The sequence below is a fragment of the Mycobacterium sp. RTGN5 genome (assembly GCF_033804465.1).
Classification (GTDB): Bacteria; Actinomycetota; Actinomycetes; order Mycobacteriales; family Mycobacteriaceae; genus Mycobacterium.
This window is the reverse complement of the sequence record NZ_JAPZLA010000003.1, coordinates 24,485-37,706: the sequence shown is the minus strand read 5'-3', so window position 1 is coordinate 37,706 and position 13,222 is coordinate 24,485. Positions and strand designations below refer to the sequence as shown.

9 protein-coding genes are annotated in these 13,222 nt (G+C 66.2%); 6 read left to right on the top strand and 3 right to left on the bottom strand.

The features are described from left to right. Window positions 1–15: 15 nt before the first annotated feature. From SLQ31_RS17060 to SLQ31_RS17035, 6 genes are all read left to right on the top strand, one after another. A complete protein-coding gene (locus SLQ31_RS17060; protein ID WP_319434778.1) occupies window positions 16–651 on the top strand; it encodes a hypothetical protein in 636 nt (211 codons plus the stop codon). Window positions 652–782: 131 nt separating this feature from the next. Further along, window positions 783–1,829, top strand: coding sequence for a 3-deoxy-7-phosphoheptulonate synthase (aroF, locus tag SLQ31_RS17055; RefSeq protein ID WP_319434776.1), 1,047 nt, complete (start codon window positions 783–785; stop codon window positions 1,827–1,829). After that, window positions 1,819–3,795, top strand: a complete 1,977-nt coding sequence (locus SLQ31_RS17050; RefSeq protein ID WP_319434774.1) for an FAD/NAD(P)-binding protein — start codon at window positions 1,819–1,821, stop codon at window positions 3,793–3,795. Before aroF ends, SLQ31_RS17050 begins: the two co-directional genes overlap by 11 nt. Continuing rightward, window positions 3,792–5,180, top strand: coding sequence for an adenylosuccinate lyase family protein (locus SLQ31_RS17045; protein WP_319434772.1), 1,389 nt, complete (start codon window positions 3,792–3,794; stop codon window positions 5,178–5,180). Before SLQ31_RS17050 ends, SLQ31_RS17045 begins: the two co-directional genes overlap by 4 nt. Continuing rightward, window positions 5,177–6,271, top strand: coding sequence for a branched-chain amino acid aminotransferase (locus SLQ31_RS17040; protein ID WP_319434770.1), 1,095 nt, complete (start codon window positions 5,177–5,179; stop codon window positions 6,269–6,271). Before SLQ31_RS17045 ends, SLQ31_RS17040 begins: the two co-directional genes overlap by 4 nt. A 9-nt stretch (window positions 6,272–6,280) precedes the next feature. Next, on the top strand, window positions 6,281–6,901 hold the full coding sequence (locus SLQ31_RS17035) for an FHA domain-containing protein (protein ID WP_319434768.1): 621 nt from the start codon (window positions 6,281–6,283) through the stop codon (window positions 6,899–6,901). 13 nt (window positions 6,902–6,914) lie between these two features. On the opposite strand, the gene SLQ31_RS17030 is transcribed toward SLQ31_RS17035, so the two are convergent. The 3 genes from SLQ31_RS17030 to SLQ31_RS17020 form a co-directional block, all read right to left on the bottom strand. Beyond that, window positions 6,915–9,986, bottom strand: coding sequence for a protein kinase domain-containing protein (locus tag SLQ31_RS17030; protein ID WP_319434766.1), 3,072 nt, complete (start codon window positions 9,984–9,986; stop codon window positions 6,915–6,917). Window positions 9,987–10,327: 341 nt separating this feature from the next. Next, a complete protein-coding gene (locus tag SLQ31_RS17025) occupies window positions 10,328–10,657 on the bottom strand; it encodes a hypothetical protein (protein WP_319434764.1) in 330 nt (109 codons plus the stop codon). Between the two features lie 203 nt (window positions 10,658–10,860). Beyond that, a complete protein-coding gene (locus SLQ31_RS17020) occupies window positions 10,861–13,164 on the bottom strand; it encodes a hypothetical protein (protein WP_319434762.1) in 2,304 nt (767 codons plus the stop codon). Window positions 13,165–13,222 lie beyond the last annotated feature (58 nt).

Genomic DNA, 13,222 nt, shown 5'->3' with positions numbered 1-13,222 from the left:
GATGGATCGCTGTGGATGGCTGAACACCAGAATCCGCACTATCGGCGGGTTTTCCCGGACGTGTATGCGTGTGCAGACGGCCCGCTTTCGGTCGAGGACTACGCGTTGGCGGCGTTTCTGTGGTCGCGTCGACGAGCAGTCGTCACCGGTGTAGCGGCCTCAGCGCTGTACGGCGCGAAATGGGTCGACGCGACGAAGACGCCGATCGAACTCAACTATCCCAACAACAAGTCACCCCACGGCATCGTCACCCGCGACGAGACTCTGCTCGACGACGAGGTGCGGACCCTGCACGGGCTACCAGTGACGACACTGCGGCGCACGGCGTTCGACCTCGCCCGGGGCGGAACGGTTGGACAGGCAGTGGCACGCATAGACGCGCTTGCCTCCTGCGCCACCCGGTTCGCTACTAAAGACGTGCTGGAGCTGCTGTCGCGCCACCCAGGACTCAGCGGAGTACGCAGAGTCCCGAAAGTCCTCGATCTGGTGGATGCCGGAGCGCAGTCACCGAAAGAGACCTGGTTGCGCCTGTTGTTGATCGAGGCCGGGTTTCCGCGTCCGCGCACTCAGATCCCGCTGTTCAGTCCAGGTGACGTCAGGCCGCGCTACTACCTCGATATGGGGTCATTGCGTCAGAACTCAGCGCGATAAATCCCGGGAATTCTCGCTCTGAGGTCTGACTCGTTTACTTGCTTCAGAGGTAGGAAAAGCTATCCCTGCGCATGGAATTTCTGGTTGCGCAGGCGATTACACCCAAACGCCCTGGCAGCGAGCATTTGACCATGACCACAGACACACAGCTTCTCGTCTTCAACGAGAGCATCACCCGCGCCAGCGTCGAGGGGTGGATCCAGCACTTCGAGGCCGGCGGCTCCCCCGCCGAGTTGTACCGCCTGGGCGACACCCACGTCCTCTCGGCTTCCGATACCGAGCTCATCGACACCGGATACCTCTTAGACCTTCCCGCGCCGACCCACACAGTGCAGAGGCGCGGCGAGGCCTTCCTGGGCCGCAGGGAACTCCGCCCCGCCGGAACCGTGGTCTCCTTCGGCCCGACGACGATCGGCGACGGTTCCGTCGCGGTGATCGCCGGACCGTGCGCCGTCGAATCGGCCGAACAAACGCTTGCCACCGCGGCTGTCGTCGCCGCAGAGGGCGCCGTCGGCCTGCGAGGCGGCGTCTTCAAACCCCGCACCTCGCCCCATTCCTTCCAGGGCCTGCAGTGGGACGGCCTTGATCTGCTGGCCGAGGCCAGGGAGCGGACCGGCCTGCCCGTCGTCACCGAGGTGATCGATCCCGAGCACGTCAAGCGGCTGGCCGGGGTGGTCGACGCACTGCAGATCGGTGCACGCAACATGCAGAACTTCGCGCTGCTGACCGCCGCCGGCCAGAGCGGGCTTCCGGTGGTGCTCAAGCGTGGCTTCGGCTGCACGGTGGAAGAGACCCTCGCCGCCGCCGAATACCTTCTGCTCGAGGGCAACGACCAGGTTGTACTGTGCGAGCGCGGAATTCGCACCTTCGAGCCGTCGGCCCGCTTCACGCTGGACCTCACCGCGGTCGCGCTGTGGAAGCAGCGCACCCACCTGCCCGTCATGGTGGATCCCAGCCATTCCGGTGGACACCCGGACCTGGTGGCACCACTGTCGCTGGCCGCGATCGCTGCCGGAGCCGACGCGCTGATCATCGACGTCCACGTCGCGCCGGAGCAGGCGTTGTGCGACGGCAAGCAGGCGTTGCTGCCCTACGAATTCGCCGACGTGATGGCTCGGCTCGCCCCAGTGGCGACGGCGCTCGGCCGCCGGATGAGCGGGGCGCCCAGTGTTCACTAACCAACTGCACACGGCGATCGTCGGGCTCGGCCCCCGCGGCTTGTCGGTCGCGGAACGCCTGTGCGCCAACGCTGATTCACTGCTGGCACCCGGACAGGAACTCGTCATTCATCTCATCGACCCCCACGTGTTCGACGGCGGCCAGGTGTGGCGCAGCACCCAGGACCGGGTGCTATTGATGAACACCGTCGCCTGCCAGGTGACCATCTTCGTCGACGACACCGTCGACTGCGCCGGGCCGGTGGTACCGGGGCCGAGCCTTTACGAGTGGGCACGCTCGATCGCGTTGATCGGCAGCCCGAACGTGCCGGAAGCTGTTCGTGCCGAGGCACTTACGCTCGGGCCTGACGACTACCCGTCGCGCCCCTTCTACGGCAGCTACCTGCAATGGGCGCGCGACCGCATCATCTGGACCGCGCCCCCAGCCGTCAGCTTCGTGTCGCACCAGGCCACCGCAGTCGACGTGCGCGACACGGCAGATGGCTTGCAGGAGATCGTCTTACACTCCGGGGAGACGATCAGAAACCTGCAGTCCGTGGTGCTGGCGCTCGGTCATATGCCGCATCACCTCGGTGAAGCCGAAACCTCTCTCGGTGAGTTCGCGGTGCGGAACGACCTGCGGTACATCGCCCCGAACAACCCGGCCGACGTGCCACTGGACGACATCCCGGCGGGCGAGCCAGTCATCCTGCGGGGCATGGGCCTCAACTTCTTCGACTACATGGCGCTGTTCACGATCGGCCGTGGCGGCACGTTCGTGCGCGACGCCGAAAACAGCCCGGCCGCCCTTCGCTATATCCCGTCCGGCGAGGAGCCTCGCCTGGTGGTGGGCTCCCGGCGGGGTGTGCCCTACCACGCCCGCGGCAAGAACCAGAAGGGCTCGTTCGGCCGGCACACGCCCCGATACGTCACCGCCGAGGTGATCGTGCGGCTTCGGGCTCGCGCCGACGCCGGCGTGCCTGCGGACTTCCGTCGCGACATCTGGCCGCTGATCGACCAAGAGGTCCGCACGGTCTACTACGCGACTCTGGTGCGGGAGCGTCGATGCACCTGCGACGCCGACGAATTCACCAACTTGTTCGCCGCGGCGGAACCCGCGGAGGTCCCGGTCTTCGGCGACCCCCTGGCGATCGAGGAGAGCGAGGCCCAGCGCACGGTGCTCGCCAAGTTCGACATCGATCCCGAAAGCGGTTGGGACTGGCGAAAGATCGCGTCGCCGTTCACCGACGCCGAGGTGTCCTCGACGAAGGAATTCCGCCGCTGGCTGCGGTCGTATCTGGACGACGAAGTCCGAGAGGCGTTGAAAGGAAACGTGACCGGCCCCCGCAAGGCCGCCATGGATGTCCTGCGGGACCTGCGCAACGAAATCCGGTTGTTGGTGGACCACGGCGGCTTGTCCGGTGACTCCTACCGCGACGAGCTGCAGCGCTGGTACATGCCGTTGAACGCCTTCCTGTCGATCGGCCCACCCGCCGAACGCATCGAGCAGTTCGGCGCGCTGATGGATGCCGGCGTGCTCGAGGTGCTCGGCCCGGACCTGCACGTCGACTCCGCGGACGGACAGTTCGTCGCACGCTCCGGAGTCTGCCCGGACCTCACCGTGACCGCCGCGACGTTGATCGAGGCCCGCCTGCCGGAAACGGACCTGCATCGGACAGCCGATCCGCTTCTGCAGAACCTGCTGGACCGGGGCGAGTGCCGGCCGCACCGCATCCCGGTTCGAGGCGGTGGTCACTGGGTCGCCGGCGGTGTCGCGGTCACCCGTCGTCCCTATCGGCTGCTCGACGCACACGATCGTGCGCACCCGCGGCGCTTCGCGTTCGGTGTGCCCACCGAGTCCGTGCATTGGGTGACCGCGGCGGGCATCCGCCCCGGCGTCAACTCCGTGATTCTCGGGGACGCCGACGCGATCGCCCGGTCCAGCCTGCGCACCGCGACCGACCACCTGACGGAGAGATCAGCATGACCGACTACGGAATCCTGGCGCCCGCATGGGCGGCGACGGGTGCGGCCCACCTCGTCGACGACAACGCGTTACTGACCGCGATGCTCGCAACCGAAGTCGCACTGGCCGAGGCGCAGGCCGAACTAGGCGTGATTCCCGCGGGCGCGGCGGTGGCCATCAGGGCCGCCGCCGTGCCTGCACACATCGACCTCGCGGCGCTCGCTGCCGGGGTGCGCGACACAGCCAACCCGGTGGTGGCATTCGTCGAACAGCTCACCGCCGCAGTCCGTTCCGTCGACCCGTCCGCCGCCGAGTACGTGCACCGCGGTAGCACCAGCCAGGACATCCTGGATACGGCGTTGACGCTGCTGTGCGTAGCGACGCTGGACCGCATCGCCGAGGACCTGCTTACATGCGCCGAAAACCTGGCCGAACACGCTGAGCGGCACCGGGATACAGCGATGGCCGGGCGCACGCTGACCCAGCACGCCGTGCCGGTCACCTTCGGGTTGAAAGCGGCCACCTGGCTGCATCTGGTGCTCGACGCCGTACAGCGGGTGCGCCAGGTTCGCGCGACGCTTCCGGTGTCGCTGGGCGGTGCCGCGGGCACGCTTGCGGCCTACCACCAGTACGCCTTGGCCACGGCCGATCCCACGGACGCGACGTTGCGCTTGCCGGCGTTGGTGGCCGGCCGTCTCGGGCTGGCCGAGCCGGTCCTGCCATGGCATCAAATTCGCACGCCCCTGGCCGACGTCGCGGCGAGCCTGATGATCACGACGGGCGCGCTCGGCAAGATGGCCGCTGATGTTCTCGTTTTGAGCCGCACCGAGATCGGCGAGGTCACCGAGGAGCCCGCGCCCGGCCGTGGAGCGTCCTCGGCCATGCCGCAGAAGCACAACCCCGTCTTCGCGACGCTCGTCGCGACCGCGGCGAGGCAGCTGCCCCCGATCGCCGTCGTGCTGTTCAGCGCCATGGCGGTGGAGGACGAGCGATCCTCGGGCGGCTGGCACGCCGAGTGGCAACCACTGCGCGAGTGCTTGCGCATCGCTGCCGGTGCGGCCGCCAACGCCACGCGCCTGGTGGAAACACTTCAGGTCCAACCCGAGGCGATGGCCGCGAACCTGCGGTTGACCCGCGGCGCCATCGTCTCCGAGCGTGTCAACGCGGTGCTGGCGCCGTTACTCGGCAAGGCCAACGCCAAACGTCTACTGTCCCAGGTCACCGCGGCGGCCGAGAGGGACGGTGCCGATGTCGCCGACCTGCTCACCATCGCTCTACAGGAGGCCGGCGTGACCGGCGTCGACGTCAGCGGGCTGTTCGATCCGTCCGGTTACACCGGGATCTCCGGTCCCCTGGTCGACCGCGCGCTCGACCGCTTCACATCCGTCCTCAAGGAGAACGCATGAATACCGCTGCCACACAGCTAGTCCCGGATAACAAACGTGAGGCACTGCTCGCGACGCCCGGGTTCGGCGACGTCTTCACCGACCACATGGTCACCATCCGGTGGACCGCAGACGTCGGCTGGCACGATGCCAAGGTTGGGCCGCTCGCGCCCATGTCCTTTCACCCGGCCACCATGGCATTGCACTACGGTCAAACGGTTTTCGAAGGCATGAAGGTGTTTTGGCGCCCGAACGGTCAGCGGGCCCTGTTCCGTCCCGCCGATCATGCCCGCCGGTTCAACAACTCGGCGCGCCGGATGGCCATGCCCGCGCTGCCGGCAGAGGACTTCGTCGCGGCGGTCGAGGCGCTGGTGCGAGTCGACGGTGAATGGGTGCCACGCACCCGCGGGCACAGCTTGTACTTGCGGCCGTTCATGATTGCGTCGCAAACCGGCCTTGGCCTTCGCCCCGCCGAGGAGTACCTGTTCACGGTGATCGGCACCCCGGCGCGGCCCGCGTCCCTGGAGCCGAAGGCCATGCGCCTCTGGGCGGCACCCGAGTACATCCGTGCCGCGCCGGGCGGTACCGGTGCGGCCAAGTGCGGCGGCAACTACGGCGGCTCCTTCATCGTCCAGCGCGAGGCCGCGGCCAACAACTGCGACGAGGTCGTGTGGCTCGACGCCCGCGAGCGCCGGTACGTCGAAGAAGCGGGCGGCTGCAACCTGTTCTTCGTCGAATCCACCACCGAAGGCCCCCGCCTCCGCACCCCGCCGTTGAGCGGCACCCTACTGGCCGGCATCACCCGAAACTCGATCCTGCGGTTGGCGGAATCGCTGGGTTACCCGGTGTCGGAGGACCCGATCACGCTCGACGCGTGGGAACAGGGCTGCCGAGCCGGTCGCATCACCGAGACATTCGCGTGTGGCACCGCCCGCTCGATTGTCCCGGTCGGGTACGTGGTTTCCGCTCATCAGGACTGGCCGGTCGGCGATGGCACGGCCGGACCGGTCACGTCGCGGCTACGGGAAACGATGCTGGACATCCACCACGGCCAGGCCCCCGACGACTTCGGCTGGATGCGCCTCGTCGGCACCCAGGACCCGACCGAATAAGCTATCCACATGCCTTCCCACCTGGAAGTCTGGAAACCCTCCGGACGGCAGCTGATCACACTCGACGACGAGCGAGTGACCGTCGGCAAATCCTCGACCAATCTCGTGTCACTCGACCACGACACGACGGTCTCACGGGTCCATGCCGTGTTGGAGAAACTCGGCAATGCCTGGTCGGTACGCGACGTGGGCAGCCGCAACGGCACCTATCTCAACGGGGAGAAGATCGCCGCCGAACGAGTGCTGCGATCGGGCGACGAGTTGCGGATCGGCAAGTCGAAATTGGTCTTCTGGGAAGTCAAGGGCACCGACGAAACGACACTTGGTGAGGCAACTGTTTCTGTCGCCCCCACCCAGCCACCACCGCGCCTGACCCCGCGCGAACTCGAGGTCCTCGTGGTCCTGTGCCGCCCGATGGTGTCCGGCGACCCGTTTCCTGAAGCGGTCTCGGTCAAGCAAATGGCCCAGGAGCTCTTCGTCACCGAGGCAGCGGTCAAGCAGCACTTGCAAAACCTGTACGACAAGTTCGCTATCGCGCCGGAGGGCGAGCGCCGGGTGCGCCTGGCCAACGAAGCCTTTCGGCGCGGGGCCGTCACGCTACATATGCTGCGCGATACTCCCAAAGACTAAGTGCGCGAAGGTATCAGGAGAAGTCCAACGCCTCGACCGTCGCGACAGCACCTTCGTGCGTCGGCCGATTCGCGCCGCCGATGACATACACCGTGTCGCCGACCGCGGCGACCGCCTCGCCGTGGCGCGCGGTCGGCATCGGTGTCAGTGAAATCCATTTGCCCTCGGCGATGTCGTACATCTCGGCGGTGCCCAGTACCTGTGTCGGTTCCTCGCCACCGACGGCGACGATCCGGCCGTCGATGAGAGTCGCGCCGTAGCTGCCGCGCGGAGTCGGCATGTCCACCAGCTTCGTCCACTGCCCGGACTTGGGATCGAAGCGCTCGAACGCCGCGGAGTTCTTGTCGGCGGAGAGGAATCGTCCGCCGACCGTGTACACGTAGGTCCCATCGGACACCGCGGCCAAGTGTTCGCGCGGCGTCGGCAAGTCGGCCACGTCCTTCCAGGACTGGCCGTCGAACACCTCGGTCTGCGCTACCAACTTCTTTTCGTTCTGCCCGCCGGTGACCACGAGCTTGTCCCCGACGACTGCCGCTCCGGCGGCCGCTCGGGCGTGGGTGAGGCTGGGCAGCTCTACCCAGTTGGTTCCGCGCAGGGCGTAGACCTTGTTCGACGCGTTCGCGAGTTCGTCACTGGCGCCGCCGATGACCACCATTTCGCCGCGGTATGTCGTCGCGGTCGCGTGGTGCAACGGAACTGGCAGCGGAGGTTGGGTTTGCCATGCCCCGGTCTGCGGGTCGTAGCTCTGCACCAATTGGAGCATTTCGCCGTGACGCATGCCGCCGGCGACGAAGATCTTGTCGTCGAGCACCGTCCACGCCATCATCAGCCGAGCGGTCGGCGCATCCGGCAGCGAACGCCAGGCTGATGCCGGTTGGAGCTTGCGCGGCGCCAGTTTCAGCGATTCCGCCGTCGACGTCACCTGGGCGTTGCCAACGGCGGTCGCGCCGCCGATGACGTACACCGTCTTCTCCACCGCGGCGACGGCCATACCGTGGCGCGCGGTGCTCATGTCCGGCAGCCCAGCCCACGTCTTGGTGGCGACATCCATCACCGAAACGGTCTTGAGTAACTGTCCCGCCGACAGACCCCCGACGGCCACGAGCCGCGCGTCGGCGATGGCCACTCCGAGGTCGCTACGTGGCTGGGGAAGGGCGGGTAACGCCGTCCAGGAGTCGGCGGCAGGGTCATATGCCTCAACCGTCGCCAGGTCATTGGTCCCGTCGGTTCCGCCTACCGTGTACACCACCTTGTCATCCGATGCGCCGCCCAACATCTTTCGCGGCGTTGGCATTTCGGCTCCCAGCTTCCACGTGGTGCCGTCGAAAACCTCGGTGGTGTTGAGCAGCTTGCCGGTGACACCCACACCGCCGGTGACCACAAGGCGGCCGCCGACCACGGCCGCGACGCCCGCCGCGCGGGGCTGCAACAGCGGCGGCAGTTCCACCCAGCGACTGTTGACGACGCGCCAGACCTTGTCGGTCGCTATCTCGGTGTTGGTGCCCTCGGCCCGCCAGCCGCCCAGCACGCACGGAGTTCCCTGCCACGTCACCGACATCGCGTGCTGAACCGGAACAGGGAGATCATCGCCGCCCTTCCAGCTGTCAATGGCGGGGTCATAGCCCTCGTGCCGTCCGCTGACACTCCCGTCGCTCTCCAACCCCCCGAAAATCCAGATGGTGCCATCGGACTGGGTAGTCGCCGCCGCCTCGCTGGCAACGCGGGCATTCGTGATCGGTTTCCAGTCGGCTTGAGCCTCGGTCGTCGGTTGGCTCGCGATCGTCGTGCCACCGCTGCCGCCCGTGTCGCTCTTGTCGCGCGACGAGACGAAGTAGATGCTGCCTGCCACCAATATCAGCACCGCGACAACCGCGGCGGCACCTACTAGCAGGGAACTGCGATTCTGTGTCGTCTTCTTGATGATGCTGGTCGGCCCCTCGAACCCCGGGGCCGGCGGCCCATAATTGCCCGGCGGGATTGGTCCGGGCGGGCTCGGCGGAATCTGCCCGCCCGGGCTGGGCGAAACCGGCCCAGTCGAGCCCGGCAGACTCGAAACCGGCATCGGCGGCGTCGGCACCGGCGGCCCACCCAACGCGGCGAGGGAAGGCGCTTCAGACAGGTCAGTGTGACTGGCGGTCGCAAACTGCGTCGCCGACGGGTCCGCCGGCTGTGCTGACGGACCGTTCGACTCGCTGAGGACCATCGAGTCCGCGATCAATCCATTGTGACGCTGCGCCGACTGCAGTTCGCGGCCGAATTCCGCCGCGGACACGTGGCGTTCCATCGGATCCAGCGACATCGCCTTCTCAACCGCGGCGCACACATTGGGCGGGATTCCCTGAGGCCGCATGTCTGGCACAGGAGTCGAACTGATCCGCAGGTAGTGCGCGACCAGATCCTCGCCATCCTTGCGCTCATGTGCGGCAGCTCCGGCAATCACGGCATAAATAGTGGCGCCAAGGGAGTACACGTCGGAGACGGCCGTCGGTGGACTTCCGGCCAGTACTTCGGGCGCGGTGAAGGCGATGGTGCCGGTGAAGAACCCGGTCGCCGTTTCGTAGCCGCCGACGATTCGCGCAATGCCGAAGTCGCTCAATTGCGGTTCGCCGTAATCGTTGACAAGCACGTTCCCGGGCTTGATGTCGCGGTGCAAGGTGCCGGTCCGGTGCGCAGTTTCCAGAGCGCCGCACAACTTCACCGCGATACGCAATGCGTCAGGCCACGCGATCCGGCCGACGCGGTGTAGCCGCTGCGCAAGGGAACCCGCTTCGTGGTACGGCATCACGATGTACGGCCGGTTGGATTCAGTCACGCCAACCTGCAGGATGTCCTCGATATTCGGGTGGCCGGAGAGTTTGCCCATCGCCAGACCCTCACGGAGGAAACGCTCCCGGTTGTCTTGGTCGAGGTCAGACATCAGCACCTTGATGGCAACGCTTCGCGCAAGTGACGGTTGGTGGCAGCGGTAGACGATCCCCGCGCCGCCTCGGCCCACTTCCACGGCGTCCAAGAATCCGGCGGCTACCAATTCGGCAGCGAGCCCGCTTCCCGGGGCCTTGGAGCCCTCCCCATATTCTCCGGCCATATCGCCGATGGTCCTCCGATGTGATGCGACTGATTCGCGATCTCCAAAAGTACCGAGTCAAAACTCACCGACGTCGGATTTGCGTCAGTCGCCGCCTGCAAATCCAGTCGTCACCGGAAAGCTCGTAGTTACATAGAGCTCGTAGTTACATTCTGAACTGGGCGACGCCCTGGCTCCAGAGTTTTGGGCCAGGGAAGGCCCCGACCCCCTTCCTCATCAATCAGGCGAGACACGTCACCGAGGTGCCGCCGGTTCAAACTTTGCCCGAACTCCTGGCTCGGCGCACGTGTTCGGCCCGCCACCACTCCCCTGGTGACGGGCCGAAATGTGACTGACGGGGGTTAGCGGGTTGCCGCCGCGCGGGGCAGGTTGACGAGGACACCCCCCTTCAGTCCACCGGGCTTCGTGGTTCCGCCGGTGTTCCCCGGCGCACTGGCGACGACGATCGATCCGCCGCTGCAGGTCACGGTCTTGCCGTCGACGATGACGCTCTGGCCCTCGTCGATCGGGATGTCGTAACCGTCCTTGTCGGTGTAATGGCAGCCGCCACCGTCGTTGTGTTGGATGGGCTGTGCGTGGGCCGCGGCCGGAGCCAAGGCGACAAAAGCCAGGGCGCCGATGAGCGTCGCTGCGTATTTGAAGCCGGTCAGCTTGCGGGTTGATTCGGTCATTGTCGGAATTCCTTCTCTGGTTGTTGAGAAGAAATGCTGCCGATTTTGCGGCGCCCCGGTAATCGCCCAGAAGCCAGACTTCATCTACACAGAGGGAAGGATTAGCTATCCCCCAGGTAAGGTTCTCGCGCTGTCAATACCCCGCAGTACCTGAAACACGTTGGGAAGCAGCGCGGTTCAGGACGCAACTGGCATCGTCGGCGTCACGCCTCCGTCGGGGCTTGTGCGAGAACAAATCCGGCGAGCTGGGCAATCAACGCGTCCGCCAAGCCAGATTTGATGAACAGCAACACGGGCACCGCGTTCACTGCGATGAAGAGCCCCGTCGGGATCCCGACGAGCTGCGCCACCAGGCCGCCGATGGGGCCGCCGCCGAAGACGGAACCCACCGCCTGGCCGATGGCCTGGCCGACAGCGAACTGAAATCCCGGGCTCCCGAGGACGTTGTTCACCAGGGCTCTCACCACGTCCTCCGCCGGCCTCCCCGACGCGAGATCGCCGGCGAGGCTGCCGATCAGGTTTCGCACGGACCCGTCGCCCAGCAGTGAGTGCACCACGGACTTCAACGCGTTAGACGCCAGCCGCTCCAAGGTGGGGTTGTTGATCGGCGACGAGTCGAAGAAGTCTTGGACCGCGTACCCGGCGATTCTGGCGGCGGCTTGTTCCAGGGACTGAACACCCAGGAATCCGCGTACCGCCGCACTGACGGTGGATTTCAGCGCCGCCTTGATCGCCGGGTTCTCTTGCAGCGCAGCCAGTGCGGTCTGGACGATGTCGTTTGTGCCTTCGCCATCGAACGGTGCGAGGGCGATCTGGTTCACGGCTTCGGCCAGCGCGTCGGAAACTCCGCGTGCCCCAAGGAACTTCGGCACAACCGTCGCGATCGCATTGGCCAACTTGTCTATCGCGGCCGTGTTGTTGAGCACGCCAACGATTTCGGCGCCATACTTGTCGCCGAACCGCTGGAGGACGGCGGCCTTGATAACCGGGTCGGTGGCCACGTCGGTGATGAACGTCTTGACCGTCGCGCTGACATCGTTGAGCGCTGCGGCATTGCCGGTGAGGGACTTCACCCCGCTCTTGAGCGCCTGGCCGATCGCCAACCGAACACTGGCATTGGCCCGCAACGTCTGCATCGCGGCGTCGTAAGCCGCCTGCGGATCGTCGGCCCCATCGACGATCGCCTGCGCGACCGAGTTAGCAGCGGTCACCAATGCCGCGTTGACGCCCGAATAATCCAGGAACGTCGACACCGCCGTCTCGACCGTGCCTAATCCGCCGTCGATGATCACCGCTGAGCTCAGAATATGTTCTACCGCAGCACGTCCCGCCAGTGCGACGACCGCGGTCACGGGGGTGCTGTTGGTACCTTCCGTCACCGCCAGTTCGACCTGATCACCGATGAACCTCACGAAGGCGGACGACGGATCTTCCTGCCAGCCGCTCAGACCGACAAGCACGTGGGCGGCACCCTTGATTGCGCCGAACACCGCCGTTCGCAGACCTTGGTCGGCAAGCAGTACGGGCAACGTCGCCACCACGTCCGGCGTGCTCGTCAGGACGATCTGTCCGACGAGTTGCTGCAACGTGTAGGTCGGCGAGTTCAACTGCGCGACGAAGGCGGCGACAGTCAACCCATCGGGCACCACGGTCAGCGCGTGAACGACAGTGCCGATGGCATTTTGGGCGGCGGTGTTGGTCAAGAAGGTTTGCACCAGGTAGCCGGCCGCCTGGCCGGCGACGTGCGCAGCACCCGGGGTTAATCCGTTGGCGACCAAGCCTGTCTGGACCTGATTGACGACCACGCCCAAGAACGTCGGGTTATTGGCCAGGGCGGTGAGGGCGGTATTGACGCCGCTTTGGGAGTACGCGTCGCCCAGCAATTCGACGACGGTGGGCAGCAGCGCGTTGACAACAGCCTTGTTCTCGATGGTCAGACCGTCGAAGTTAATACCCTTCTTGATGAAGGTCGTCAGTGCCGGCGCGATCTGGCTATTCCAGGTCGCCAGGTCGCCGGCGGAAGCCGGCAGCGCCGCTGCCGAATTGGCCGGCTCTCCGGTCGTCACCGAAGGTGCCGGTACGACCGCGGTGGTGACGTTCGAGAGCTCACGGCGCAACGCCAGCGCCGCCAACTCCAGCGGAGCCGCGATCGGGGCCAGCGGGCCTCCGCTTCCGCCCAGCCAGTGCGAGGGCAGGCGATGCGCGGCGGTCAGCGACTGCGGCGTCGCGGCCGCTGCACTGGCGACTGCGCTCGCACCCTGGGCCCGCTTCCCCGGCTTCGCCGAACCGGCTGCTGCGCCGCGCGCCTTCGGGCTTGCCTTACCGGGCGACGCTGCCGAAGACGTTGCCTTCCCCGAATTGCCGGAACCGGTGTCGGCGGTCGCTACCGCCGGAAGAGCGGCGATTACTCCGCCCACGCCGAGAGCAAGGGCCAAAGCCCCGACCCGGCCGACGTACAGGTTTCGACGATTGGAAAGCTCGCTGTGAGCGTTGTGACCGGTACCCATTTGTTCTGCCCCCGAATATTGACGTATAAGACGATTACGAGTGATATAGCACAGCCAC

Bases quoted from the DNA above. Each gene is read 5' to 3' on its own strand.
- SLQ31_RS17060 (WP_319434778.1), top strand. From the start codon at position 16: ATGGCTGAACACCAGAATCCGCACTATCGGCGGGTTTTCCCGGACGTG.
- aroF (WP_319434776.1), top strand. From the start codon at position 783: ATGACCACAGACACACAGCTTCTCGTCTTCAACGAGAGCATCACCCGC.
- SLQ31_RS17045 (WP_319434772.1), top strand. From the start codon at position 3,792: ATGACCGACTACGGAATCCTGGCGCCCGCATGGGCGGCGACGGGTGCG.
- SLQ31_RS17040 (WP_319434770.1), top strand. From the start codon at position 5,177: ATGAATACCGCTGCCACACAGCTAGTCCCGGATAACAAACGTGAGGCA.
- SLQ31_RS17035 (WP_319434768.1), top strand. From the start codon at position 6,281: ATGCCTTCCCACCTGGAAGTCTGGAAACCCTCCGGACGGCAGCTGATC.
- SLQ31_RS17030 (WP_319434766.1), bottom strand. From the start codon at position 9,986: ATGGCCGGAGAATATGGGGAGGGCTCCAAGGCCCCGGGAAGCGGGCTC.
- SLQ31_RS17025 (WP_319434764.1), bottom strand. From the start codon at position 10,657: ATGACCGAATCAACCCGCAAGCTGACCGGCTTCAAATACGCAGCGACG.
- SLQ31_RS17020 (WP_319434762.1), bottom strand. From the start codon at position 13,164: ATGGGTACCGGTCACAACGCTCACAGCGAGCTTTCCAATCGTCGAAAC.